Source organism: Solibacillus sp. iso_87, from assembly GCF_056173085.1.
Genome location: NZ_CM149656.1, coordinates 2,117,734 through 2,144,555, shown reverse-complemented (window position 1 = coordinate 2,144,555; position 26,822 = coordinate 2,117,734). Strand labels below are relative to the sequence as shown.

General features: G+C 34.2%; 21 protein-coding genes and 2 pseudogenes. 16 read left to right on the top strand and 7 right to left on the bottom strand.

The features are described 5' to 3' along the window. Nucleotides 1–209: 209 nt before the first annotated feature. Both AC0VXV_RS10725 and gdh read left to right on the top strand, forming a co-directional pair. The gene (locus AC0VXV_RS10725; protein ID WP_475528152.1) at nt 210–1,061 is read left to right on the top strand and encodes a RhaT/GlcU family sugar-proton symporter; all 852 of its coding nucleotides are present in this window, start codon (nt 210–212) and stop codon (nt 1,059–1,061) included. A 42-nt stretch (nt 1,062–1,103) separates the two neighbouring features. After that, nucleotides 1,104–1,889: a glucose 1-dehydrogenase gene (gdh, locus tag AC0VXV_RS10720; protein WP_475528150.1), complete on the top strand. Its 786-nt coding sequence runs from the start codon at nt 1,104–1,106 to the stop codon at nt 1,887–1,889. Nucleotides 1,890–2,265: 376 nt separating this feature from the next. On the opposite strand, the pseudogene AC0VXV_RS10715 reads toward gdh, so the two are convergent. After that, nucleotides 2,266–3,502, bottom strand: a pseudogene (locus AC0VXV_RS10715) (IS110 family RNA-guided transposase). A gap of 494 nt (nt 3,503–3,996) precedes the next feature. Between AC0VXV_RS10715 and AC0VXV_RS10710 the strand changes: the two are divergent. From AC0VXV_RS10710 to AC0VXV_RS10690, 5 genes are all read left to right on the top strand, one after another. After that, entirely contained in the window at nt 3,997–7,470 is a 3,474-nt protein-coding gene (locus AC0VXV_RS10710; RefSeq protein WP_475528149.1) for a bacterial Ig-like domain-containing protein, read from the top strand. 99 nt (nt 7,471–7,569) lie between these two features. Then, nucleotides 7,570–7,701, top strand: a complete 132-nt coding sequence (locus tag AC0VXV_RS10705; RefSeq protein WP_475528148.1) for an IS3 family transposase — start codon at nt 7,570–7,572, stop codon at nt 7,699–7,701. Nucleotides 7,702–7,862: 161 nt separating this feature from the next. After that, on the top strand, nt 7,863–9,071 hold the full coding sequence (locus AC0VXV_RS10700; RefSeq protein WP_475528147.1) for a sensor histidine kinase: 1,209 nt from the start codon (nt 7,863–7,865) through the stop codon (nt 9,069–9,071). 3 nt (nt 9,072–9,074) lie between these two features. Next, entirely contained in the window at nt 9,075–9,728 is a 654-nt protein-coding gene (locus AC0VXV_RS10695; RefSeq protein WP_475528146.1) for a response regulator, read from the top strand. A 109-nt stretch (nt 9,729–9,837) separates the two neighbouring features. Continuing rightward, the gene (locus AC0VXV_RS10690) at nt 9,838–12,048 is read left to right on the top strand and encodes an MMPL family transporter (RefSeq protein ID WP_475528144.1); all 2,211 of its coding nucleotides are present in this window, start codon (nt 9,838–9,840) and stop codon (nt 12,046–12,048) included. A gap of 349 nt (nt 12,049–12,397) precedes the next feature. Here AC0VXV_RS10690 and AC0VXV_RS10685 read toward each other — a convergent pair whose 3' ends face one another. The 3 genes from AC0VXV_RS10685 to AC0VXV_RS10675 all read right to left on the bottom strand — a co-directional run bounded on the left by AC0VXV_RS10685 (nt 12,398) and on the right by AC0VXV_RS10675 (nt 15,551). Next, nucleotides 12,398–13,294, bottom strand: coding sequence for an RNA polymerase sigma-70 factor (locus tag AC0VXV_RS10685; RefSeq protein ID WP_475528143.1), 897 nt, complete (start codon nt 13,292–13,294; stop codon nt 12,398–12,400). Nucleotides 13,295–13,332: 38 nt separating this feature from the next. Then, complete coding sequence (locus tag AC0VXV_RS10680) at nt 13,333–14,514, bottom strand: NAD(P)/FAD-dependent oxidoreductase (protein ID WP_475528142.1); 1,182 nt, start codon at nt 14,512–14,514, stop codon at nt 13,333–13,335. A gap of 554 nt (nt 14,515–15,068) precedes the next feature. After that, nucleotides 15,069–15,551, bottom strand: a complete 483-nt coding sequence (locus AC0VXV_RS10675; RefSeq protein ID WP_475528141.1) for a DUF2798 domain-containing protein — start codon at nt 15,549–15,551, stop codon at nt 15,069–15,071. 539 nt (nt 15,552–16,090) lie between these two features. Here AC0VXV_RS10675 and AC0VXV_RS10670 point away from each other — a divergent pair. Then, a pseudogene (locus AC0VXV_RS10670) lies at nt 16,091–16,744 on the top strand (hypothetical protein). A 331-nt stretch (nt 16,745–17,075) separates the two neighbouring features. Here AC0VXV_RS10670 and AC0VXV_RS10665 read toward each other — a convergent pair. Then, nucleotides 17,076–17,462 (bottom strand): RidA family protein, encoded by a 387-nt coding sequence (locus tag AC0VXV_RS10665; RefSeq protein WP_475528140.1) that lies wholly within the window; start codon nt 17,460–17,462, stop codon nt 17,076–17,078. A 106-nt stretch (nt 17,463–17,568) separates the two neighbouring features. Between AC0VXV_RS10665 and AC0VXV_RS10660 the strand changes: the two genes are divergently transcribed. The 3 genes from AC0VXV_RS10660 to AC0VXV_RS10650 all read left to right on the top strand — a co-directional run bounded on the left by AC0VXV_RS10660 (nt 17,569) and on the right by AC0VXV_RS10650 (nt 19,874). Continuing rightward, nucleotides 17,569–17,907, top strand: coding sequence for a winged helix-turn-helix transcriptional regulator (locus AC0VXV_RS10660; RefSeq protein WP_475528139.1), 339 nt, complete (start codon nt 17,569–17,571; stop codon nt 17,905–17,907). A gap of 493 nt (nt 17,908–18,400) precedes the next feature. Then, complete coding sequence (locus AC0VXV_RS10655) at nt 18,401–19,168, top strand: ATP-binding cassette domain-containing protein (protein WP_475528137.1); 768 nt, start codon at nt 18,401–18,403, stop codon at nt 19,166–19,168. Between the two features lie 4 nt (nt 19,169–19,172). Then, on the top strand, nt 19,173–19,874 hold the full coding sequence (locus tag AC0VXV_RS10650; protein ID WP_475528135.1) for an ABC transporter permease: 702 nt from the start codon (nt 19,173–19,175) through the stop codon (nt 19,872–19,874). A gap of 124 nt (nt 19,875–19,998) precedes the next feature. Here AC0VXV_RS10650 and AC0VXV_RS10645 read toward each other — a convergent pair. Further along, nucleotides 19,999–21,569, bottom strand: a protein-coding gene (locus tag AC0VXV_RS10645; RefSeq protein WP_475528134.1) for an IS3 family transposase whose coding sequence is annotated in 2 segments (ribosomal slippage) — nt 19,999–20,933 and nt 20,933–21,569 — 1,572 coding nt in all. Because the reading frame shifts where the segments join, the coding sequence is not laid out codon by codon here. Between the two features lie 180 nt (nt 21,570–21,749). Between AC0VXV_RS10645 and AC0VXV_RS10640 the strand changes: the two genes are divergently transcribed. Beyond that, entirely contained in the window at nt 21,750–22,310 is a 561-nt protein-coding gene (locus tag AC0VXV_RS10640; protein WP_475531444.1) for a histidine phosphatase family protein, read from the top strand. 393 nt (nt 22,311–22,703) lie between these two features. Here the strand turns inward: AC0VXV_RS10640 and AC0VXV_RS10635 are convergent, their stop codons facing one another. Continuing rightward, the gene (locus tag AC0VXV_RS10635; RefSeq protein WP_475528133.1) at nt 22,704–23,042 is read right to left on the bottom strand and encodes a hypothetical protein; all 339 of its coding nucleotides are present in this window, start codon (nt 23,040–23,042) and stop codon (nt 22,704–22,706) included. Nucleotides 23,043–23,288: 246 nt separating this feature from the next. Between AC0VXV_RS10635 and AC0VXV_RS10630 the strand changes: the two genes are divergently transcribed. The 4 genes from AC0VXV_RS10630 (at nt 23,289) to AC0VXV_RS10615 (ending at nt 26,475) form a co-directional block, all read left to right on the top strand. Then, nucleotides 23,289–23,684, top strand: coding sequence for an NUDIX hydrolase (locus tag AC0VXV_RS10630; RefSeq protein WP_475528131.1), 396 nt, complete (start codon nt 23,289–23,291; stop codon nt 23,682–23,684). A 1,520-nt stretch (nt 23,685–25,204) separates the two neighbouring features. Further along, a complete protein-coding gene (locus tag AC0VXV_RS10625; protein ID WP_475528130.1) occupies nt 25,205–25,519 on the top strand; it encodes a hypothetical protein in 315 nt (104 codons plus the stop codon). A gap of 156 nt (nt 25,520–25,675) precedes the next feature. After that, on the top strand, nt 25,676–26,107 hold the full coding sequence (locus tag AC0VXV_RS10620) for a DUF4279 domain-containing protein (protein WP_475528129.1): 432 nt from the start codon (nt 25,676–25,678) through the stop codon (nt 26,105–26,107). A gap of 140 nt (nt 26,108–26,247) precedes the next feature. Continuing rightward, a complete protein-coding gene (locus AC0VXV_RS10615; RefSeq protein ID WP_475528128.1) occupies nt 26,248–26,475 on the top strand; it encodes a hypothetical protein in 228 nt (75 codons plus the stop codon). Nucleotides 26,476–26,822 lie beyond the last annotated feature (347 nt).

The following is a 26,822-nucleotide window of genomic DNA, read 5'->3' as shown; positions in this document are numbered from 1 at the left end:
ATTACGTAATCCTCTAATTTTACAACTCTTGCCGAAATATCCGGTCCAGTCACGTAATTTTTAATTACTTAAAAATCTTTGAATTTATAGTAAACATAAGAAATAATTATTGACAAAAAAATCTAGGCTTATTGTACATAACATGTCTAATTTAGCAGAAGATAAGGATAGGCATTTATCAAGAGTGTGAGAAAGGAGGTTAGCATCAAATGGATATACTTTTGGCCATACTACCTGCCATTTTCTGGGGAAGTATCGTCTTATTCAATGTTAAGTTAGGTGGAGGTCCATATACTCAAACGCTTGGGACTACAATAGGCGCACTGATTTTTTCAACTATTATTTATATTGTAGTCCATCCACCATTAACACCACTTATTTTTATTGTAGGGATTGTTTCTGGTTTGTTTTGGGCACTAGGACAAAGTAATCAGTTAAAATCAATTGACTATATTGGCGTTTCAAAAACGATGCCAATTTCTACTGGTATGCAGTTAGTGTCCACAGCTTTGTTTGGTGTAATTGTTTTCCGTGAATGGTCAACGACAAAAACGATTATTTTAGGTGTATTAGCTCTTATTTTCATTGTGATTGGTATCGTGTTAACAACACTGGAAAGTGAGAAAAACAAAGAGCAATCTGGGCAATTTAAAAAAGGGATTATTACATTGATTATTTCCACAATCGGTTACTTGGTTTATGTAGTGGTAGCTCGTTTATTTAATGTAAGCGGCTGGTCCGCTTTATTTCCACAAGCCATTGGTATGGTAATTGGTGGGCTTATACTTACTTATAAGCATAAACCTTTTAATAAATACGTAATTCGCAATATTATTCCTGGTCTGATCTGGGCAGCTGGGAATATGTTCTTATTCATTTCTCAACCTAAAGTAGGGGTTGCCACAAGTTTCTCATTATCACAAATGGGAATCGTAATTTCAACTCTTGGCGGCATTTTCATAATAGGAGAAAAAAAGACAAGAAGTCAGCTTATATCTATTTCAATTGGTATAATACTTATCGTTTTAGGTGGAGTGTTTCTCGGAATGGCGAAAAGTTAATAGTGGTACGTATTAATAAATAAAAATATGGGAGGAATTATTTTGTATACTGACTTAAAAGATAAAGTAGTCGTTATCACTGGTGGTTCAACGGGTTTAGGACGCGCAATGGCCATTCGGTTTGGTAAAGAGCAATCAAAAGTTGTTATCAACTATTACAAAAATGAAGTGGAAGCAGTAGAGGTAAAAAAAGATGTAGAAGAAGCAGGCGGACAAGCTATTATCGTTCAAGGTGATGTAACAAAAGAAGAAGATGTAGTGAATCTTGTTCAAACTGCAATCAAAGAATTTGGTACTTTGGACGTTATGATCAATAATGCTGGTGTTGAAAGCCCATCACCTTCTCACGAGTTATCACTAGAGAATTGGAACAAAGTAATCGATACCAATTTAACAGGTGCTTTCTTAGGAAGCCGTGAAGCAATAAAGTACTTTGTTGAAAATGATATAAAAGGTAACGTTATTAATATGTCTAGCGTTCACGAAATGATTCCATGGCCATTATTTGTTCACTATGCAGCAAGTAAAGGCGGTATTAAACTAATGTCCGAAACTTTAGCCCTTGAATATGCGCCAAAAGGTATCCGTGTTAATAACATTGGACCAGGTGCAATGAATACGCCAATCAATGCAGAAAAATTTGCTGATCCAGTGCAACGTGCAGATGTTGAAAGCATGATACCTATGGGTTACATCGGTAAACCAGAAGAAGTAGCATCTGCAGCAGCATTTTTAGCATCATCAGAGGCAAGCTATATAACCGGTATAACACTATTTGTTGATGGCGGTATGACGAAATATCCTTCTTTTCAAGCTGGAAGAGGTTAATATAAAATATGAAGGGACATGGTGATAGCCGTGTCCTTTTAATTTAAAATATTCCTAAATGGATTTTCATCAATGCGGTGCTTGTTTTTATATTGAAGTGTCTGGATACTCAAGTAACTACGAAATTTAAAATAAATAAGCCATCCAATGAGGTGTTTGAAGCCATAGTAGACCCTGTGAAAATCGGGAATCGCTGTGTCCTTATTTTATAAGAGGAGTTTTGCTTAATTACGATTTTCAATAAAACCAGCTAATAGTTGTCAAGATTTTTCAATAAAAAAATAAAAACCTGCATGATATACTAAAAAAGGGTACACCAAATAAGCCTTCCTCTATAAAACTGGAATTTTTTGTCTAGTGTACTTAAATCTGCTTTTTAATCTGCATTTTGGAAGGCTACTTTTCCTTTTAATAGGGCATAAATCCAATGTAATAGCTTATTAGCACATGCGATTATTGCTACTCTAAAAGGTTTTCCTTCTTCGCGTTTTTTATCGTAGAACTCTCTTGATTTCTTATTTCTAGGGATTATTTCTTCACTTGTTTTTTGCTTACGTGCATCTCTTATACCGCATTGTACAGCCATAAACAACGCTTGCCTTAACCTGCTAGAACCTCTTTTGGTTATACGGTTTATTGAAGCAGTAAACCGCCCTGAAGAGTATACGCTAGGATCTATTCCAGCGAATGCTACTAGCTTTTTAGGATGGTTAAACCGCTCTATCTCTCCAATTTCAGAGATGATTGTTGCCGCAATCTTTTCTCCAATACCAGGGATAGACTGGATTATTTCATATTCTTCAATTTCTTTAGCGAGGCATCTATTTCTGCTGCTAACTTTGATAGATGCTCTTGATATTGAAGAACAATGTTAATAAACATTCCTAGGTTAAAGATATGGCTTTGATACAAGTTGTTTTGAAATGGATTACGTAAAGCAGCCTCTCTTAATTTTTGCGCTTTTTCTTTTGCCCATTTTTCTGAACGGGTTGTACATAATTCCGCAATTTTATTCGTAAAATCCGATTCTCTAACATTTAAAACCTCTTCGGAGGTAGGGAAGATTGATAGAATCAGTAATGAAATTTTAGAATAAAGATTCCCAAAGACACCTCTATATTCAGGAAATACCTGATCTAAGATAGATTGTAGCTGTAACTTTGTTGTGCAGCCGTGCTTGATACCGTTTCTTGTTGTCTTGTGAGATTACGAAGATTTAAGAGTTGTATGCCTCTTTTTTTATATGGTTCTAATTCTTCCTTGTAATACAGTTCACATAGATGATAGGCATCAATGGCATCTGTCTTTACCTTGCGTAAATTTGTACTTCTAGCACGATGAGAGATAAGAGGATTTACAATAATATAGACGTATTGTTGTTCCTCTAAAAATTGAATGACAGGCATATGATATTGACCTGTAGACTCTAAAATAACCGAAGGTTGCTTACCACCAGCTGATTTCTCTATATCCCTAAGAAATTCTAATAAATTATCTAAACCATCAAGAGTATGTTTAATACTAAAGCTCTTACGATATGGTTTGCCTTTATCTAAAAAGGCTTGAACCTGACTTTCTCCTTTTGAAACATCCAGACCAACGACTGGATTCATAATTACATCTCCTCCTAAAAAAACTAAATTTGTCGGTAACCCCCTAAAGCTGCTTGTAATGTCATAGGTTCGCTTGTTAAACGGGACCCTTGTCCCAACCAGCTCGAAACATGTTTATACAAGTAGGGGGTGAACAGTTTTGTTGACGGGATGAAGTCCCACGGGCGGTACGTTCTACCCCGACTACCGTTATAATAAGACCTAAACAAAAAAGGTCAACCAGAAAAATCTGGCTAACCTCATATTACGATCGGGCGCATTAGTTGAATAGATTTCCATCTCATAAGTTCTTTTATATTTACCCAGGACGTAACAAAAAGAAGCTAAACAAAAAGATCTGGCTAATTGATATTACTAATTACTATGATGCGCTTTAGAAACGTGAAAATATTTAAAAATAATATAACGCTTTATTCCTATTTATAGTAAACTAAAAAAATGATAGAAAATCTCTAGTGAAAAGTAGGGGTTAATAGGAAAAAGGTGGCGGATATATGGAGAAAAAATCAAAGATAGTAAAAGGTACAATAGCCTTAGTAGTAGCTGCTGCTACAATAGCGATGCCTACAATGCCAGAAGCAAGTAAATTTAAGGATATTTATCCTTCAAATTACTACTATAATGATACCATTAACTTAGAAAATCGTGGTTTTATAAGTGGTTTTCCAGACGGTACATTTAGGCCGGGGGAATATGTTACGCGAGGACAGTTTGCTAAGGTTATAGCAAATGTCCTAGGACTTGATACTGATAATGTAGAAAATCCCAAATTCAAAGACATTCCTACCAATCATCAATATTATGGTGCTATTGCAGCATTAAAACAAGCTGGTGTTATTGACGGTTATGAGGATAGTTCATTCCGCCAAGATGCAAAGTTGCAGCGTAATCATATAGCAAAAATATTAGCAAATGTATTCAATCTTAAAGCTTTACATAAGGAAGAATTACCCTTTGTGGATGTAAATGAACATTACAAAGAAGCTGTTGCAGCACTATATGAAAGTAATATAACGACAGGGAAAACAGCGAAAATATTTGATGGAAATTCATATGTAACACGTGCTCAGCTCGTGGTATTTGTTTCACGTGCAGAAAAGGTAGCCAAATCCAATGAACATGGAAATCAAGAACCAGTACAATCACCAACTGTTACTTTTAGTCTGGAGGATTATACAGATACAACAATATCGGTAAATCGTGCAACATATTCCTTTGCCCCAGCTGTTAAATCTATTTTTACAAAAGCTAATAAGGATGCATTAAAAGGCGCTACGATTACTGCAACTGTTGTAAATGGTGTTATCCAAAGTGTAGATAATATTATATTTAACGTAGTAGCGGCAGCTGATGCCTATAAGGTTTTTTCTTCACAAGCTAAAATTGAAAATATAACATTGAATTCGGATTACATAGCTATAAGAAATGTAATTATCACAGAAGATATTCATATTTCCCCCTCTGTAAAAGATAAAGTTGAATTAGAGAATGTTACAATTACCGGAAATCTAACAGTGGATTCACAGGTTAGTGATAGAACTGCATCAATAAAAACTATAATAGCTAATAAAGAAGAGAAAGGCTCTACAGTAAGGGTAAAAAAATCAAAAATCAACAAAGTTTTTGTTAATCGAAATAATAGTCATCTAATTTTTGATGAGGTAATAGCAGAAGTTGTACTTGCTAGAACTATTTCTTCAATTACTTTAGATGGTTTCGTACCAAAAGTTACCGTTGAATCAAACAATAAACTTGAAATTACAGGCTCGGTAAACATCGATCAGATATTTATAACAAGAGTGAGCGAAATTTCATTGCAAGTTAGCGGAATAATAGGAAGACTCTTCGTTACGAGTTCAGGTACAAAAGCAGAACTGGGGAAAAATGCAAAAATTAATGAATTATCACTTCCAGCTGGAACGAACGCAGTGAATACTTTTACTAATTTTTCATCTTTAAACTCTCAAATTATAAAAGTATTAATTCGAGGCGGGGAAGAAACACCAAATACAAATGGAGAAATAGGTGATAATACTGTCATTGTAAACAGCCCTATAATTTCCACTCAGCCGGTAAATCTTATATTTAATCAATATTCTAAAGAAGGAAATATATTATCAATAGTTGCATTATCTCAAGATGGAGGTACTCTTTCATATCAATGGTATGAAAGTTCTTCCCTTTCATCAATGGGAGTTCTCATTCCAGGTGCTACTAGTGACAGTTATGCAGTACCAACAAGTTCAGTTGGAGAAAAATATTATTATGTTGTCGTTACCAATACAAAAATGAGTGGAAATGGGGCTCGATCTGCAACTGTTCAAAGTAAAACGGTGTCAGCAACTGTCAAAGAACCAGTCGTAGAATCGATTGCTCTAACAAGTGCACCGTTAAAAAATGCCTACTTCACAACGGATTCAACATTGGATTTAACAGACCTAGTCATCACGGCAACGAAATCGGATGGTGCAACAGAAGCAGTGGCACATTCAGATTTACAGATTACAGGAGTAGATTTGACACAAGCTGGTACGCAGACGGTAACGGTGACATATGAAGGCAAGACAGTCACATTCGCTATCACGGTGACAGAACCGGTGGTGGAATCAATAGCCCTGACAAGTGCACCGTCAAAAACCGCCTACTTCACAACGGATTCAACATTGGATTTAACAGACCTAGTCATCACGGCAACGAAATCGGATGGCGCCACAGAAGTGGTGGCACATTCAGATTTACAGATTACAGGAGTAGATTTGACACAAACTGGTACGCAGACGGTAACGGTGAAATATGAAGGCAAGACAGTCACATTCGCTATCACGGTGACAGAACCGATAGTGGAATCAATAGCCCTGACAAGTGCACCGTCAAAAACCGCCTACTTCACAACGGATTCAACATTGGATTTAACAGACTTAGTGATCACAGCAACGAAATCGGATGGCGCAACAGAAGCAGTGGCACATTCAGATTTACAGATTACAGGAATAGATTTGACACAAGCTGGTACGCAGACGGTAACGGTGACATATGAAGGCAAGACAGTCACATTCGCTATCACGGTGACAGAACCGGTGGTGGAATCAATAGCCCTGACAAGTGCACCGTCAAAAACCGCCTACTTCACAACGGATTCAACATTAGATTTAACAGACCTAGTCATCACGGCAACGAAATCGGATGGCGCAACAGAAGCAGTGGCACATTCAGATTTACAGATTACAGGAGTAGATTTGACACAAGCTGGTACGCAGACGGTAACGGTGACATATGAAGGCGAGACAGTCACATTCGATATCACAGTGACAGAACCACCATATAGTATAGTAAGTAAGACAATAACAAACTTAGATTTTGCTACCGTACAAGCAACTCAGGCTAAATTAATCAGTAAACCTGTTACAGTTAATGACTTTACCGGTAATCCAAAGAGTTTTGAAATAGTAGTGCAAAGAGGCGAAAGAGTAGATATTATTCCTGTATCTATTTATTGGAAATTATCTTCAGACTTCTCTAATGGATTAAGTATGGGAAGTGTAGTGGATAGCTCAATTCAAGATTTTTACAATCTAGATCTGATGAATCGTCCAATTTGGGCTTCCGGTAATTATGAAAATGATCAATTTTTTGTTGGCACCTTTGCTACAGGCTCGCAAGCAACGATTTCTGTACGAGGTGCAGACTGGCAATACTTTTTCGATAATTCACAAGCACAGGGAACAGATTTAGATTCATCAAAAAATCGTACATTTACAATTAGTGATGGAATGGCTACAGCAACAATTCATCTTACTTATAAATTTGCCACAATCGATGCGTTAATCAATAATATTAATAATCGATTATTGAATTCGGGAGTGCAGGCTGTTGCTGAAAAAGTTGGAACATCACAGTTTAAAATAACTGCAACTGCAGAAAAAGATATCGAAATAACTGGTTTAAATAAAAGTGATTTCTTTGAATAGGATAAATCTTATATTCTTATATTTTATAATCTAAATTAATATTAAAGTGCTCAAGGGATTGTTTTTTCTATAAACCTTTGAGCGCTTTTTAGACTTTAATTGGCCAAATACTTCTTTAGCTTATTAAAACAGGAAATGTATTATGGAGAACAAATAATCTCTTACGAAACATTACAAAAGAAAATAAAAGAGTATATCAATTATTATAATCATGTGCGGAACTCCGTCTAAGTCAACTGTTACATCAAAAACTCGACCAGGTTCCATCATAATTTTAAATAAAACGAAACCCAGTGAATGGTACAGACTAATTGCCCTTTTGGACCTGTACGAAAGGACAGTTTATTAACTAATGATGTAGTATAAACTAGTATGTAAGGTGGTGAAAGTAATTGGAGAAACTGCATCCATTATTGAAAAAGCTCGATCATGAGCCAAATGAAGGGATAATATTTTCACAATTGTCTAATACTTTCTGGATTCTTTTAGTTTACGTAGGTGCATTAATACTGCAAAATATTCAACAACCAACTTTTATATCTAGCTTAATCTTTAGTTTAATTATAGCAGTCCATGTAGTCTTATACTTTTTCACAAATTCCTCTAGCTTGGGTAAGAGTTGGTACTACTTTTTTGCACAGGCGAGCTTGTTGTTTATTTCAGCTTTTATATTACCAAAAGGGTCTCCTGTCGTATTAATCGGTTTACTGCCTGTATTAATAGCACAAAGCATCATTATTCTAAATAGCAAACTAAAGGCAATTATATTTTTTATAGTATCTTATGGATTATATTGTATTGCTATGGCAATAAATTACGGAGCAACCGAGCTTCCAATTTTTATTCCAATCTTCTTTGTTATTTTGCTTATCGTCATTGTCTATACGGTTAGCTACAACCGACAAGTTCGTGCAAGAGAGCGTATGGAATTTTATTTGCAGCAATTAGAAATAGCCTATCAAAAAGTTGAGGAACTCACATTATCAAATGAAAGACAGCGAATGGCCAGGGATTTACATGATACATTAGCACAAGGTCTAGTAGGTCTCATTATGCAATTAGAAGCTGTTAGTGTTCATATAAGGAATGGAAACGTTTCTAGATCTAATGAAATTATTCATTATTCAATGCAGCAGGCAAGAGAAACCTTGAAGGATGCTCGAACAGTGATTGATAACTTGAGAACGGGGGCATTGGTGGATACGGATTTCCATCGGTCCGTGCTAGAGGAAATAAAGAAATTTGAAGAAATAACAGGCGTCCATGTGGAAAAAGAAATCAATCAGGTTTATTTTTTATCTAATTTATCAATGGAATATGGTATCTATATAATCCGTGAATCACTGAACAATATAATGAAGCATTCCAAGGCAAATAAGGTAAGGATAAAGATTAAATCAAAAGATGGCCAGTTATATATGGAAGTCACTGATAACGGAATTGGATTCTCTACCAAAAATATTGGGAAACAAACTGGGAAATACGGCCTCATAGGCTTACAAGAACGTGTAAGGTTAGTAGGGGGCAAAATAACAATAGAGAGTATACTAGGAGAAGGTACGAAATTGGTTATAAAAGTTCCTATTGATCAGGGGGTATAAGCATTGAAATATAAAGTACTAATTGTGGATGATCATTTAGTAGTAAGGGAAGGGCTAAAATTAATTATAGAGACCAATGATTCGTTTCAAGTGATAGGTGAAGCCAATAATGGTAAAGTCGCACTGGATATGATTGATAAATCAGAGCCAGATATTATATTGCTAGATTTAAATATGCCCATAATGAGTGGATTAGATACATTAAAAACAATGAGCGAATTGAGTATCACGATTCCGGTTATTATATTAACTACGTATAATGAAGATGAATTGATGGTAAAAGGAATAGAGTTAGGAGCTAAAGGGTTTTTATTAAAAGATACAAGCAGAGAAAATTTATTTAGGACATTAGAATCCGCAATCAGAGGTGAAACTCTTTTACAGCCTGATGTCATGGCAAAAATTCTAAAATTCAAGCAGGTAAAATCGAATAGTAATTCTCAGCAATCAGCTTCTTTAACAGATAAAGAACTATTCATATTACAGGCAGTTGCAAAAGGTTTTAAAAGCAGGGAAATCGCTTTTGACATGGGAATTGCCGAACGTACTGTAAAAGCGCACTTAACCAATATCTACAATAAACTCGGTGTTAACTCCAGAGCAGAAGCCGTTGCAAATGCAATCGACCAAGGGTTATTTCGCTTACTAGATAAATAAATTGCCCAAACGTACATACGGGACTTACCCGTATGTACGATTTTTTTTTTGCTGACTCCTTTATGATTAGAACGTAAGGAAATAAATAAGCTTTCGAGAGGAGTTTAGTATGGCGAAATATTTATATAAACTTGGAAGATGGGTTGTAAATCATAACAAGAAAGTTATTGGAGGAACTCTAGGTATTCTCATTATTATAGCAATTGTTGCAATAAGTATGGGTCCTGCATTTAGTGACGAGATGTCTATTCCAGATACAGAATCTGCTGAGGCAGGTAAAATTCTAGAAAAAGAATTTCAGGGATCAAATGAGCCAGCACCTGGTACTGTAAATTTGGTACTAAAAGCACCTAAAGGCCAAACTTTAGAGACCAGTGAAGTTGTGGATGTCATCAATAAGACAATTGATAAAATTAAAGAGGACAAATCCGTTGTCTCTATTGCTACACCTGCCGAGCTAGGTAATTTCAATGAAAATAAGCAAATTGGTTATGCAGTAGTGACTTATAATGTACCAGCATTAAAGGTAACAATGAAATCAAAGGAAATCATTCTAGAGAGTATTGAAGATACGAGAGATGCAGGCATTCAAACGGAGTTGGCAGGATCTGTTGCCTTTTCTGAGTTAGAAATTGGAGGGATTTCCGAAGTAATCGGGGTAGTAATTGCTTATGTTATTCTTGCTATTACGTTTACATCCTTCTTGGCAGCTGGAATGCCGATTATCACAGCAGTCATAGGTTTGGGAATAGGAATTTTATCTATTCTTATCGGAACAAATTATTTTGATATTCCGTCATTTGCACTTGCACTAGCTGCCATGTTAGGACTTGCAGTAGGAATTGACTATGCTCTATTCATTATGTCAAGATTCCGACAAGAATTAACAAAAGGGCATAGTGTGAAAGAAGCAATAGCTATTGCAAATGGAACTGCCGGGAGTGCTGTTGTATTTGCTGGAATAACAGTTATTATTGCATTGTTAGGTTTAGGGGTTGCAAAAATTCCATTCTTAACAATGATGGGAATCTCTGCAGCAGTTTGTGTATTATTTGCAATTTTAATAGCGGTTATTTTTGTACCAGCAATATTGGCGGTATTTGGCCATAAAATTGGCCCTTCAAGAAAAAATAAATTTTTAGCAAAATTCACTAGCAAAAAGAACAACGCTGAATCAAATAAATGGGGAAATTTTGTTACTAAAAGACCTTGGACAGTAACGATTTTAGGGGTACTTCTTCTTGCGGTAGTAAGTATTCCATTCTTTCATATGCAACTGGGTCTACCTAATAATGGAACAAAATCAGATGAAACAACAGAAAGAAGAGCGTATGATTTACTAAGTGAAGCATATGGTCCTGGATATCATTCCTCATTAGTAGTCCTTGCTGAAGCAGATAAAAGTAGTGAAGATATTCAGCCGAAGATCAATAAAGTAACAGAAGAATTAGGAGATTTACCGAATGTGAAAAGTGTAAGTCCTCCGGTTCCAGGTAAATCAGGAAATGTTTTTATGATATCAATTACACCTAACACTGGCCCTAATGATATTGAAACGAACGATTTGGTACATTCAATAAGAGAGTTATCCGATAAAAATAAAGAACAAGTAGAATTGTACGTTACTGGTGCAACTGCAGTTAATATTGATATATCTGAAAAGTTGAATGATGCGGTACCTTTATTTGCTTCTCTAATTGTAGGTTTTGCGTTTATTCTATTGGTGTTAGTATTTAGATCAATCCTAGTCCCATTAAAAGCTGTTTTAGGTTTCTTGCTTTCACTATTAGCAACTTTGGGGTTTGTTGTTTTTGTAATCCAAGATGGAAACTTCTTTAGTCTATTTGGTTTTCCAACTGCAAGTCCTGTCTTAGCCTTTTTACCTGTTATTGTCATTGGTATCCTATTTGGACTAGCAATGGATTATGAGGTTTTCCTGGTAAGTCGGATGCGTGAAGAATTTACACATTCCAAAGATGCCAAAAAGGCAATTCTGGCAGGGATAAAGGATAGTGGGGGAGTAGTGACGGCTGCAGGTCTAATTATGATTGCGGTATTCACAGGATTTATGCTTGCCCCAGATCCAATTATTAAATCAATGGGCTTCGCACTAACGTTTGGAATTATTTTTGATGCATTTGTCGTGAGAATGGCAATCGTACCAGCTGTAATGACGTTGATGGGGAAAGCAGCATGGTACTTGCCGAAGTGGTTAGATAAAATCCTGCCAAATATTGATGTTGAAGGTACTTCAATACAAAAAGAGATAGCTGAAAGTAAGGCTAGCAATAAAAAGAAACATTCTCCGCGGATTGTATAAGAAAGAGTTTCTGAATAGGTGAGCTAAAACCTTTTAAATAACCATACCAATTTGTGCGGAACCATTACCCGATATTTTATATATCGGGTAATTTTTTTACACAATTCTCCCAATAAAACCACAAAACCGCAATGATGTCTATGGAAGAAGAAATAATATCATTTGTACAGAATTAGAAATATGGACTATGTAAAGAATCGTTAACGTACATAACCCTTTAACTGATTCAGTCAAAGGGTTATAGTAATATCTTTTCGTATAATGAAGATTCTCATGTATACCACTCGTTTCATCTTTAGCGTCTGATAAGTATAACATAAGAACTATTTGAGTATTGTAATAATTACCGTTATTTTCTATATTGTGTTTGAATAAAACTAAATTTATCAGGATTTAGAATTGAAAATATCGATTTTATTTTATTCCCTTCAAATTCAAAACTCATGACAACAATAACTTTTTTCTCATTCATGATTACAATACCGGTACTGCCATTGACCTCTATCTGCATAATGGAGTAGTCTTCTCGAATCGTAAGAAATTTAGTTGCTAAAGCAATAAGAAGTTGTTTTACTCGTGTATCACCGTAAATAGGTTTTAATGCCGCAGTTACTTTACCGCCTCCATCTGCATAATAAACTACGTCTTCCTGAAGAACTTCCATCAACTGCGTTATGTTTCCTTGCTGAATAGCACGAATAAAACTAGTAATCAGATGTTCATGATCTGTTTTTCCTTGTTCAACTGCCATATGTTTTTCAAGCTCAGGAAGACTCTTTTTAAGCCTGCTAAAAATTTTTCGACAATTGTCTTCCTTCTTTTGTACAATTTCAGCAATTGTTTCATAATCATATTCCAAGACTTCACGAAGGATAAAAATCGCTCTTTCAATTGGATTTAACTGTTCAAATAATACAAGCAAAGCATAGGAAACTTCACTTTTCACCATCATTTCCTGTAATGGGTCCTTATCTATAAAAGCTATCGGCTCTGGTAGCCACGTTCCAACATATAGTTCTCTTTTATTTCTAGATGATTTCAATAAATCTAAACATCGGTTAGTCACCATTTTACATAGAAACGCTTTGATATTTCGGTTGTGCTTTACCTCATATCCATTTAGTTTGATAAACACATCTTGAATCACATCTTCTGCATCTGCAACACTGCCTGTCATTTTATAAGCAAGCGAAAATAAAAGCGGCTTGTATTCGACGTATAGCCGGCTTAGATCAGTTTGTTCCACTGTTAAGACCCTCACTTTCCTTTGTGCACACTACATATTTACACAAGTAAACTCGCTTGATCCCATGTTTTTTCTCGAATACGTGCGCCCATCTTCCCTGTTATGGTAAAATCTAATCCCCACTTCTGCGCCCAAACAAAGCCATTATCAGGGCCGAGACTAATACAATACAATTTTATCGGAAATGCTTTGTGCTTTATAGAATGGGAATTGCCATAGACCTCATTATTTAATATTTTGCTCAACCTTGCTGCCTGAGGAATCGCTTCCTTACAGGTCATGCCGTCCACTTGATTTGTCTTTCTATCTATAATTCTTGCACAATCCCCGATTGAAAATATGTTGGGATAGCCTTGTATACAATAAGTATCGGTCACTAGTATTTGATGTTCTTTAGTCAAAGGGAATTGGAGGGTTTGAATGAATGGATTTACTTTAACACCCGTCGTCCAAATACACTCTCCTACTCTATAAGTAGTGCCATCAGCGCACAGAATCTGACCATCTTCGAACTGCTTCACTTTCGTTTTAACACGAATAGTAATCCCTAGTCTATTCAGTTCTTTTACTAGTTTTTCACTTACCTTTACTGGAACCCCTCGCAATAAATGCTCCTTTGAATCAAACAAGATGATCTCTACCTCGTTTGAATGGAGCCCTGCTTCTTGCACTTCTTTTTTAAACCAAGCAGTTAGTTCTGCAGCTGTTTCAATTCCTGTAATGCCTCCACCGACAATAGCAACGCACAATAAACCTTTCCTCACGTCTTTATTTTCTTCAGCTTTAGCTTGTAGAATGAGTGATTGTAATTTTTGTCTGATATCTAGAGCGGCATTTATACTGCTTAATGTAATCCCGCCTAGTTTGCTAGAGACTTCTTGAACAACACTACCAAGTGCTACCACAAGATAGTCATATTGTAGGGTTTTGTTTAGTTCGTTTTCAATTTTAAGCGTAATTGTTTTCTTGGTGTGATGAAATGCAGTAACTTCTCCCTTTAAATATTCAACACCGTTTGTACAATACCTTGTTAGAGGAACTTTTAAATTGGCGTCTTCAATAATCATTTTAAACAATAACACTTTTCGAAAATGAAACGAGTTTTTATCTACTAACGTTATTTTCACATCTTTTCCAATTGAATGACCAAACTCTTTAATTAGTCCATTTACCAAATTGATTCCTGCGAATCCTCCACCCAATACGATAATATGTTTCATTATTTATTCCTCCTTTACCTTAAAACGAAATAGCCACATCATTTGTGACATTTTTAGAGTGGTACAATTTATTTGTTGGAGTATTTACACAATTTCATGCATAAAAAAGCACAGTATTACCGTTTAATATATACTTGAATTGTCGAGAAACAAATAATAAAAAGGTGTACTGGGCAAATGAATTTACATGTATATACTATGATTTAGAAATGTAGAGGATATGAAAATATAAGATAGAGGGGGTTGAATTGCAATATACATTAAGTTGTCAAAATGCCCATTTTATAAAAAGACTAATTTCCTTATCTTAATAAATGAACTGCCTTGCACAGTTAGTACTGATTGGTTAACAATCCGTCAAATGTAATTTGGTGTAGGTTCTATGATCTATATAAGTTCTCTTCTTGGCTATTTATTTGGTGGATCGGTGGTTAAAGTAATTGAACCGAATTGTACAGTAGGATGAAAGATAAAAAGAAACCATTAAGTAAATATATCAAAATGGTTTCTGGATGATAAATTAAAGCATAAAAATTTAGTTGTTTTTTATTTCTTTACGCCAAGCTATTTTGATTTGGCTTTATATATTTAACGAATATAAAACGCACAATTGGCCCCACAACAATGATTTGTAAAGGTAATGCCACAATGAAGTTTTTTCCAAACACTGAAAGGTATTCTATCAAAATTGAGTTAGAAGAATAACCGTCATGGAAATAAGTTGCAACTAAACCGTAGATTGACATGAAAAACGCCATACCTATAACCATACATGTTGAAATGGTTAGGACTTTGTACAACGTTTTTGTTGTTTTCGCTGTTAGCTTCAAAGCAATTCTCTTAGCATAAGGTCCTACCAGGTATAGGTCAAGCACTAATGCAATGATAAACCCAATTAAAAAATCAGACATCCCTTGCAGGAAAGTAATACTTCCAAACATGTCATTAAGGTACAAATTATATAAGGTCATGAAAAATACCATTCCAAAACACATAATTAAACCAAAATATACGCTCTCTTTTTTTGTTGTTGGCATACGTCAACACTCCTTTCTATTCACTAGGAATATTATAGAGATTTGAAAAATGCTTCGTAAGTGAATAAAATGTGAACATTTACAATTAGTATTAAGCAATCCGAACAAATTGTTTAGCGAGTTTATAACTATTATAAAATTGTATTAAAACACATGAAACCCACACCTAGGAAGTCTTCATAGTAGTGATGGAGCGATCCTTTACAAAATTAATTGTATTCATACCAGTGCTAGAGAGCCAAGGTAGGTTGGGTTGAAATTTGGCTATACTGTCTTAAACAACTAGCGGGAGGCATTCAATTGATTTTATTAAAGGTGATAGGTATGTACATTTTAATTTTTTGCCAAATAGTGTTAGGGATTTTTATAATAAGTGACTTTAACTTCTAATGAACAATTCAAACAAAAATTAGAGGGGGAGATCTTGTTCCTGTTCCCCTATGGAGGGAAGGAATATATATAAAGCAAATCGAAGTCCTTAATTATCCATTTTAACGATAGGTATAAGAAAATTGGATAAAAATTCGGGAGGACCTAATATGTTAAGGAGCAAACTTATTTCTGATTTGGCATTTAGAATATTGAATTTAAGAATTAATCATCCAGTAAGAGTGGGAGTTAGTTGAATAACAGCCTCTGGAAAAACAACGCTTGCTAATGAGCTTGCTGTGGAACTTCAATGCAGAAGAAAGAAGGTTATTAGAACAAGTATCGATAACTATCATAATCCAAGAGACATTCGTTACAAGAAGGGGAAAGTATCAGCTATTGGCTATTACGAGGATGCTCATGATTATGAGTCAATTAAGCAAAAGCTATTAGCTCCATTAGGAACAAACGGAAACCTTCACCAAACAATCTCCTTAGATTTATTGAAGGATGAGTATATTAATCCAGAAGTAAAAGTAGCAACCAAGGATATGGTATTAATTATAGATGGGACCTTTTTATTCAAGCGGGATTTATGTAACCTATATGATTTTATAATTTTCGTTGATACAGACTTTGAAGTAGCTAGAGAAAGGGGGGCTAAAAGAGAAGAACTAGCTTTTGGAAGCTATGAAAATGCTGAAGAAATTTTCATTAAAAGGTATCATGCAGCTTCGAACCTTTATTTAGAACAACATTCACCTCAATTTAATGCTGATGTAGTCATTAACAATAATGATTTTAATAATCCGGAAGATGTTTAGAATTAAATACTATTTTCTCTCGCTATCAGGGAACTATAACGAAGGACTCTTTTAATATTTAGGTACCTAATATATATTTTCGATCTTCCGTAATCGGGCGCATTTCTTTAATAAAGAATGCAAGAGTGAATCATCTAAATATAAAAACCAGTATCCTTTATATAAAGGATACTGGTTTTTTATAAAAGCGGAAATTTCCAATATTGAAGATATAGTATTAAGCCCCTGTATACTCATATAGAGTAAGCAACGTTTACAACAGTAATGATTCACTTGATATAATAATTATTAGGTAGACTGCTTTTCAGATATTCTTAAAAAGGAAATTTACTTAATTGTAATGTGCGACTGCTCTGACTTCAATCAATTGTTCTGGAAAAGCTAAGTAAGTCACACCAATACTAGTACCCGCTGGACGATGTTCTCCTATATATTTTTTAAACAGTTCTATGACTTGTCCGAAATGCTCTTGCGGTTTTGTTAAATAGAGTTCAACATATGCGATGTTAGACTTTGTTATTCCAAATCCTTCTAATAATACTCGATCAAGATTTTCGAGCGTTTGTAGGGTCTGAGCTTCGATATCCCCTTCCCCTACGAACATTCCATCCTGATTGTGGGAAAATTGCCCCGAAATGTAGATAGTGTCATTGACACCGTATCCCTGAGTGATCCCGTGATCCCAAAGATTGTGATTGTAAGTTTTAACATTAGTCATTATTTTTCTCTCCTTTATTTTAAAGTAAAGTAAGTATAAAATGGAAACAAAGAAAAATGTAGTACGCACTTGTTAGTGAGGTACTATCAGAAAGGATATTGTTAACATGAGTTTGGGGGATTATAAAGTAACAAATGATATTAAAGAAACACCTTTCGGTTATACATTATCGGTAATTGGTGGGAAATGGAAAATGCTTATTATTTACCTGTTGGCTGAAGATCAACCGGTTCGCTTTAATGATATGAAAAGAAAAATAGGGGCAATTACATATAAAGTTTTGAGTGCCCAACTTAAAGAATTGGAAGCAGATGGGATGGTTAAACGAAAAGAGTATCCTCAAATCCCTCCTAAAGTTGAGTACAGTCTCACAGCTAAAGCGGAAACCCTTTTACCTGTTTTTGAACAGTTATGTGAGTGGGGAGTAAAGAACCGTAATGAATAGTGGTACTGCTGCATATAGCAACGGGCTATCAGAAACAATTATCCACCTCATAAAAAAGTAAAGCCCTGCACAATTTTCGAATATGTGTAGAGCTTTTTAGTATAAATCTTCTGCTGTAATGTAGTAAGTATCCTCTTCAAGAAAAAACCTTTAAGTTATTTACATAACAATTAATCAAGGGAGCTTTATTGGATAAATATTCAACTAACGGGCACAATTCTTGAATAGGAATAGTGCCTTCTTCAGCTAAGGGCCATTTAAACGAGTAATGCTCATTGAATAAAATCGTAGTAAAGCTAATGATTAATTATTTCAACTCTTGTGGAAATTATTGTATAATTTAAGGGACGTTTTATTATCTATGAAGGGTACTTTTAGGAAGATGTATATTATGCCTTTACTGAATTTCAGTAAGTAAAACGAGGGGAGATGGAAATAGTTTTTCATGAAAATATTCGAGGCAAATCAGGCTTGCAAGGAGATTGATGGGGTAATGATTCTTAAAGAACTCTCTTTAAGTATTTCACAAGGTGAAAAAGTAGCGATCACCGGAAATAATGGATCCGGGAAAAGCAGCCTTTTAAAACTCATTGGGGGTATATTTGAAGAAACTGCCGGGCAAGTGAAGAGATCTCAAATTAACATAGGATATGTACCTGAACATTTTCCAGAAAGTATCCGATTCAAATTACAGGACTATTTAATGTTAATGGGTAAAATGACTTGTAAATCGGATGACGGTGTTTTAAAAAGAATTGAGCATTTTGCTCAGCTGTTTGCAATTACAGAATTTCTAACAACTTCCTTGAATCTTTGTTCAAAAGGGACAAAGCAGAAAGCCGGAATTATCCAGGCATTGTTGAAGAACCCTCAACTTTTATTATTGGACGAGCCACTTACTGGGTTAGATGATAATGCAAAAGTCGAGTTTTTGAATCAGGTAAATTCTCTCCAAGGGGATAAAACCATTATTTTTACTGCACATGAACCACTACTAATTGAAGGGTTAGCTAATAGGATTATAACTGTAGAGAATGGAAGAATTGTATCCGATTCTACAAAAAGCAAAAAGGAAAAGTTTAAATTTATAAGAGCAAAGATTCCCGCTAGAGAGATTATAGCCGAAATACCGACTATTAAATATAAATTTATCGGGAGCGAGTCTGTTGAAATAATTGTTTCAGCTGAAGAGTCTGATAAGGTATTGTCCATGTTGCTTAACAAGGGATGTTCAATATTTGAATTAACAGAGAAGAGGTAGTTAGTTGTCAGCTTTTATCCGTTACCAGTTAATGAGTTTTCTTCTTTCTTTAAGGTTTATTCCACCCGTAGTTGTTTTTTTGGTATGGGTCTTTATTTTATATGCCTATAAAAATGTACCTATCCTAAGTAGTTATGCAGCATCCTCAATTGCAATGTACTTAATTATGACATGGATTACAATGTCCATTTTTACTCTGGAAGAAGAAGGTGAAAAACATATTTTAATCTCTCATCTAAAAAGAAAAGTAAATTACTTATTTGGCAAATGGCTAGCTATTCTAGTAGTTATGATACCTTTACTTTTGTTTGCAATTTTCTACCCTATTATTACAGAAAGCTTCAAAGAGAATATGTCACTGGAGCTATATTCCTATGCATTTTACAGCCATTTGGCCTTTACGACATTTGGGATATTGGTTGGTACCCTCTTCTCTGCAACAAAACTTGCAACAAAGAAATACGCCTGGCTTTCGGCTGTATTTATAATCGTAGTTTCACTCGCCTCAAAATCAATTATCGAAATATCATTGTTTTTTAAATGGATTTTGTGGGTCTTCCCTCCAGTGTTCAAGGTGATTGGGTATATGGAAGACGATCAAGTACTAATAACTACATTAGTAATAGTCAATAGTGTTTTTGTAGTTATTTATCTAATTATCGGAGCTGTCATGTTAGTTTCTCTTTTTATAAAAAAAGAGAGTTAGCAGCTTTTCTAACTTATGAATAGCTGTTAACTCTATACCATACAAACGACTTCAATTAAAGGGCACTTTAGCAGAACAATGAACTGCTCCCTGTCAAGTAGACAGCGGAAATATTAAAAATGACTTACGCGGCTTGAGCTCTGTATTCTAGAGGGCTCAAGCCGTTTAATGTTTCTTGGTAACGTTCATTGTTATAGAACTTGATGTACGTATCAATGGCCTGCTTTAATGCTTCAAACGACTCGAACTTATATAAATAATACTTCTCTACTTTTAAGGTTCCCCAAAATGCTTCAATCGGACCGTTATCGATGCAACGGCCTACTCTAGACATACTGTGAATCATTTCTGATTGATCCATGATCTGCTTAAATTCTTTCGATGTATATTGATAACCACGATCGCTATGTAAAAGAGGGAATTCCTTCTCTTTTAATGTTCGTATAGCGGGTCTTACTGTCTTAAAAACTAGGTCATTATTATTCGAATGTCCCAATACGTAACTCACAATGGACTTATCATAGAGGTCAATAATCGCACTTAAATAAGCCTTTTTCCCACTACCATATTTAAACTCTGTGACGTCTGTACACCACTTCTGATTCGGTTTTTCTGCAGTGAATTCACGTGCTAATACATTTTCAGCCAAGTAATCCGGCTTTACTTTAGGGTACTTTTTCCGGCGACGTCGAATAACCGCCTCCAAACCGCAAATTTGCATCAGGCGATAAATTCGTTTCTTATTCACTTTCTTTAAACCTTCGGTTTTGCGTTTGCGGTTAATCGTCATCGTAATGCGACGATAGCCGTATATGCCATCTACTTGTGTATATAAATGTTGGATAGACTTCACCAGCTGTTTGTTTTCCAGTTCCTGCGCAGTTGGTTGACGATTTAACCATTTGTAGTAAGCTGCTCGGGATACCTTGGCGATTTTACATAATAAAACGATTGATATTTTTTCATTTTTAGCTAGCTCTTGTATTGCTATATAACGGTTTTGAATACGAATTCTACTTAACGACGCCTCCTTTCGATTTCCTCTAACTTTTTTAAAAGTAAATTTTCTGCACGTAATCTTTGATTTTCACGTTCCATCTCTTGAATTTTTAAGCGTAATTCATCCTCTGGTGTTCTTTCTTGTACTGGTTTTGTGCGACCTCGTTGATCTTGAAGTGCTTCTTCACCATTTTGTTCAAATTTACGTACCCATAGGTAGACTTGTTGGTAGGATACCTCATATTGTGCTGCTGTTTCTTGATAATTTTTGTCGTACGCTAGGCAGGCTTTTACAATTTCAATACGTTCTTCTACTGTTGTTTTTCTCCCTTTAGTCATAGTTTGGATCATTCCTTTACCCGTATCATTTAAATTACTATGACTAGTATAGAATTTTAACCAAGTATTGAAAACTGATAAACTACTAATCCCATATTTAGCTAGGATATCGAACTGGGAGTAGTTTCCTGATAAATAATCTTTAATAGCACGTTGTTTCAATTCTTCTGAATATATCTTATTTTTTACAGGACGTATGAGCGCTTCTACTCCACCATATTTATAAATAGCGCGCCAAACTTGTAGGGTTCTCATATTGACTGAAAACATTGTACATACTTTTTGGAGTGTATAGCCTTCTTCTAAATATTGAAGTGCTAATAATTTTATATCTGGTGAAAACGATTTTTTTGACATGAAAAAACTCCCCATTTGATAAACAGATTTTATTTTTTAATCTGTCTACCTAATGGGGAGCATATCACAAGACTGTCAGAGTTGCCTTTTTCTTTAGGCTTCTTCTTCTTTATTACGTTATTATTTTTTTAACCTTAATTTATTGATTTAAAAGGAGTGTTTGAATGGAGTTAGTGTTTAATTCGTCACGGTGAAGGAGAACATACATTAGATATACCTAGCACCCTACATATAGAAGACCCTGCTTTAACAGCTAAAGGGATGGAACAAGCAAAGCTTCTAAGAAATCAACTTCCATTAAACAATACTGATATTATTTTTATAAGCCCTATTAGAAGAACATTAGAAACTGCATACATTTGGAGTGAAAATATAGACTGTCGTAAGATTGTAAGCCCATTTGTGTCTCCTAGAATATTTCCAATCCGTTCAAATTGTAGCACATTACCTTGTGATAAAATAATTGATTTAGTAGCAATTTTAGATTTATATCCAACATTTGAAATTGATAGTAAAGCCCCTCCAAATACATGGGCTGAGGGAATAAATACATTACCTGAAAATCAATTTACAAAACTTGCTGAAGAATTCATTGTGAATTGTAAGCAACTACAAAAAGAAAAGATATATATTGTATTACACGATGGTACAAGTACTTCCTATCGTCAAATGATTTCTGGACAAGGACTTACAAGAAAAGACTTCCTGCAAGAAACAGATTGGTTTCAAATTACTTGTTGACAATGTTGTGATACATCAAAAATGTTCGAATCAACATTAGAGGATTAGAGATATTCGATATATTTAACAATTGGGCGCGATTCTTAAATAAGAAGATTGCGTTTTTCCGTTATAGGGCGCTTTTCTTGAATAAGAAAGGTGTTATACTTAATTATAAATATAGATTGTTGAATAATATCCTTTTTATGTAAAGTCCCAAAATGACGCCAATCAATCATATCACAGTTACCGGGAAGGGTATTCCTATTGGTAAAAAAATTAGTCCCTCTAATTTTGAGGGATATTTTTTATTTCTAAATAATACGCGGGTAATTCGTCATTTATAAATTTGTACCAACCTTCTTCATACATGAAATGGTCAAAATAAACATAATAATTATTTCTGTTATCAACTTAGATAGTAAACATCATCGGACTTCCAGAACCGGTAAAACCTTCTTGTTTAGCGATAACAGTACTCTTGGCACGAGGTTTTACAGGTTTTTTACTTACTATAGCGCTCTTCGTTAATTCAGTAATTTTATCTCTTTCGCTATTTTTAAAATCAATTTCAACCATATTGTTTTTTTCTTTTAAGTATAGGGATAAATAATTTATTGGATACCAATCGTATTCTGATTCAAGATCTACACCTGCTGCATATAGAAAAGTTTGTTCTTTTTCAGGGAAAAATACTAATACTAAAATAATAATAAAAATGATACCTAATAAAATTTTGTTTCTGTTAGTCATACCTGCCCCCTCAGAAAAGCATTTACTGAAAATATTATACTACAATTAAAACGCTTTTCCATTTCTACTGTACTTTTAATACTCAACAATCGGGCGCGATTCTTTAATAAGAAAATCGCGTTTTTCCGTTATAGGGCCATATAGTTGAATAATCTTCTGGTTTACCAGACAACGTTTCAGGGATATTTCTTGAAAAGATCAATGTTATAATAAACAATAAATAACAAAATATAGGGGGATTAAATTATGCAATATAAGCTTTGGAATGGTGCATCCGCTATTATAATTAAAGACAATCGTGTATTAATGATACGTACAAAAAATTCTAATAGTTGGAGCATTCCTTCGGGGGGAGTAGAAGTTGATGAAACCGTAGAGGAAGCTTGTATACGCGAAATTGCAGAAGAAACTGGTTATGAAGCTAAGATAGTTAAAGAATTACATACAAAAAAAACGATTATCAAAGAATATAAAGTAACAACACAATATTTTTTATGTGAAATTACTGGTGGTGAAATTCAATATCAAGATCCCGATGAAGAAATTGAAGAAATTGCTTGGAAGAATAGCAATGAAATTTCAAAATTAATGCTTACATATCCTGAAGATCAAGAAGTTATTGAACAACTATTATCTAATTAATCTTAAAAACACTCCTCAACAAAACCAACTAATAGAAGCTTTTAGTTAATCAATTAAAGGGCGCGATTCTTCAATAAGAAGATCGCGTCCGATATAGGGCCATATTGTTGAATAACATTCTTTTATGAAATGCTACCAAACGACGCTTTGGAAAGGTCTATTTTGTGCTTCAATTAATATATAGAACTGAACTTGTGTCAAAGTGTTAAAATAAGTAAAATTAATAATAACCATACTAAAGTCAAAACGATGGGAGATGTTAAATGTGTATTCAACATACGTTCTTTATAATATTGTTCCCTTATCATTCTTATTTTTACTGATTTATATTTTTAGTGATATATTTCTTGATTATTTTAGAAAAGTGAAAAAGAGCAATCAGAAACGAGTTATTCTGTACAGCTTTATATTTTACTTAATCAGCCTATTTCAGATTAAATTTGGTGGATTTACACTTCCTCAAAATCCAGCAGACAGTAGTAGAACTTTTATTTCAACGAATGAATGGTTTGGAATATTCGATACGATGAACTTTAAGCTTTCTATGTGGAGTTCCTCTGCTATGGTTTATAACGTCATTTAGTTTATACCATTAGGGATTTATTTATTCCTTATATTCAATTTAAAAAGTAATCAGAAAGCCATTTCAATTATTATTTTAAGCTGTTTAGTGATAGATATAGCCCAATTTTTCCTTGGATGGACTGGTATTACTATAAATAGCTTTGGTTATTTAGATATTATCTATTTGTTATTTAATATTTCAGGCGGAGTATTAGGAATATTTTTAGTAAAGTACACAGTAAATTTTATTCGCTCATATAAATTAAATAGCCAAATAAAAATTGCCGAGTAAATATACACAAATCTATCTAAAAAAGCTTCCGAATAAAAGTTCGGTAACACATCAAGAACCGTACATGTTGTTATATCAACATGTATGGCTTTTTTTGAGCACATAAACTAATGACATTCGTTATTCAACAATCGGGCGTTTTCCAGGAATAAAAGGATTGGTCCTTTTTGCATTTTAGGGCCAAATTGTTGAATAACCTTCTTTGGTAAAATGTACCAAACATCAAATAATGTGTGTTTTTCTATTTATAGATAAATTATACAGTTTGCTTTATAATAATTTTAAATACCTAAAGGTGGAGTGATTGAATGTTAAAATTTGTTGATGACTTTGCAGGCGCAGTCTTTTATATATTAAAGTCAGTCAACTTTATACTACATTTCTTACTTCATTGCTGGTTTTACTTTAGTCGCTTTACCCTTATTTTTAATTGCTAAAATATTTGAATGGCTGTTATAAATTATTTTAGTTGATGACTATTCTTTGATAATCAGGCGCGATTCTTCACTAAGAAGATCGCGTTTTTTCCGTTATAGGGCCATATAATTGAACACAACCTAGTTATCTAGGTTACAATTTAGAAGATATTGTTAAAAAGTATTCTTAAATTGACTGGTAGAGATATTGGAATTTAGATAAGAAATTTAAATATTGGGGGAATACAATGAAAAAAGCTTCAATTTTAATGATTACAGTCGTTTTATTAGTTCTCGCATCTTGTGGAGGACCTTTCATATCAACTACTTCGATGTTGATTGTTATTGAAAAGGGGCGTTCAAGTGACTATAAAGAGTATTGGGTTAAAGCATACGATCCGAATAATCAAACTAAAGAAGAGGCATTTAAGATTGTAGTTCAAGAAGAAATGGTATGGAACTTAATTGAGGAAGGTAAAGAGTATTTTTCTTCGTATTCAAAAGAAGGTGATAAATCCTGGGTTATAGAACAAATTGAGCATATAGAAAATCAAAAAGATTAAATTATTTAAGACTACTTTTATTCCACAATCGGGCGCGATTCTTCAAAAAGAAGATCGCGTTTTTCCGATATAGGGCCAGATTGTGGAGTAAAAGCTTTTTTATCAAGTAAATTTTAACGTTATAATCACTTGTATAAAAAACCTTTGGAGGGCTGTATGGAGAAAACAAGTTTATATGCATACATTAGTTTTACTGGTAAGGATGATGTTGACGATTTTCCTGTAGAAGTAGTAACAGAGATGTTGGGTGTACAGCCAACAAGAATATTGCGAATGGGTGAAAGAATAAATGATGTACGTACACGTTCATTTACATCGTGGCAATATGAATCTGAAACATTAGAAACACTTGATGTAGATGATGTTTTACTTCCCATTTTATATGTTTTCCAGGATAAAACAGATTCAATTAACCGTATAAAAAAAGAGATGAATTTGAATGTAAAAGTTGCATTAGTAATAACAATGATAGATGGTTTTACACCTGGTTTGGTAATCTACCCTGAATTTAGTAAATTTGCTTCCGATATCAATGCATTTATTGATATTGATATGTATGTATATCCTTTTAGTGAACCTGAAGAATAACAACTCATATTATGAATAAATATAAATCTTAATCTCAATAACGTTTCCAAATAAAAGTTTGGGAGACACAAACAATCTTCAACAATCGGGTAAGATTCTTCAATAAAAAGATCGCGTTTTTCCGTTATAGGGCCAGATTGTTGAATAACTATCTTTCAAGAAATGTTAATGATACTTTAGAAACGAAACAAAACAAAACCTTCAAAGTGTTATTACATCAACATATCGAAGGTTTCTTTGAATGTAGCATTTTTACAGCTTTTTATGCAGGTGTTTTAGAGATAGATTTCTTTACACCAAAAACAATTGTAGCAATTAATAATAGTGAAAAAAGCACCGTCCAAACGCTGTCTTCCCCAAACAAATAAACTCATAAGACATCAAATGAGAGACCCATTGTTCTTAATGGAAATATAAAAAGAGCTGTAAGAAATCCTAATATGAAGGTTAAAAACAATTGAGTCCCTCCTCTATTATGACCAGCCGAAAGTTCCTTTTTCGGTAAAGAAAGCCCGACCGCCACTCGGTTGCTCTTCTATGCACACGCTTATGAGGAAGCGTATCTGAGTGAATAATGGTTAGCATCAAGAAAAACATACATCCCATTGTGGAAAAATGATATTTTAAAGTATTTATCAAAAAAGAACAACCAGCAATCTAAATACATATTGCTGGTTGTTTTCATTGCTTATTCAACTATTTTTTCTTTTTATTA

What these genes read in the sequence shown, in the direction of transcription:
- AC0VXV_RS10725 (WP_475528152.1), top strand. Translation starts at nt 210, where the DNA reads ATGGATATACTTTTGGCCATACTACCTGCCATTTTCTGGGGAAGTATC.
- AC0VXV_RS10710 (WP_475528149.1), top strand. Translation starts at nt 3,997, where the DNA reads ATGGAGAAAAAATCAAAGATAGTAAAAGGTACAATAGCCTTAGTAGTA.
- AC0VXV_RS10690 (WP_475528144.1), top strand. Translation starts at nt 9,838, where the DNA reads ATGGCGAAATATTTATATAAACTTGGAAGATGGGTTGTAAATCATAAC.
- AC0VXV_RS10680 (WP_475528142.1), bottom strand. Translation starts at nt 14,514, where the DNA reads ATGAAACATATTATCGTATTGGGTGGAGGATTCGCAGGAATCAATTTG.
- AC0VXV_RS10675 (WP_475528141.1), bottom strand. Translation starts at nt 15,551, where the DNA reads ATGCCAACAACAAAAAAAGAGAGCGTATATTTTGGTTTAATTATGTGT.
- AC0VXV_RS10665 (WP_475528140.1), bottom strand. Translation starts at nt 17,462, where the DNA reads ATGACTAATGTTAAAACTTACAATCACAATCTTTGGGATCACGGGATC.
- AC0VXV_RS10660 (WP_475528139.1), top strand. Translation starts at nt 17,569, where the DNA reads ATGAGTTTGGGGGATTATAAAGTAACAAATGATATTAAAGAAACACCT.
- AC0VXV_RS10655 (WP_475528137.1), top strand. Translation starts at nt 18,401, where the DNA reads ATGATTCTTAAAGAACTCTCTTTAAGTATTTCACAAGGTGAAAAAGTA.
- AC0VXV_RS10635 (WP_475528133.1), bottom strand. Translation starts at nt 23,042, where the DNA reads ATGACTAACAGAAACAAAATTTTATTAGGTATCATTTTTATTATTATT.
- AC0VXV_RS10630 (WP_475528131.1), top strand. Translation starts at nt 23,289, where the DNA reads ATGCAATATAAGCTTTGGAATGGTGCATCCGCTATTATAATTAAAGAC.
- AC0VXV_RS10625 (WP_475528130.1), top strand. Translation starts at nt 25,205, where the DNA reads ATGAAAAAAGCTTCAATTTTAATGATTACAGTCGTTTTATTAGTTCTC.
- AC0VXV_RS10620 (WP_475528129.1), top strand. Translation starts at nt 25,676, where the DNA reads ATGGAGAAAACAAGTTTATATGCATACATTAGTTTTACTGGTAAGGAT.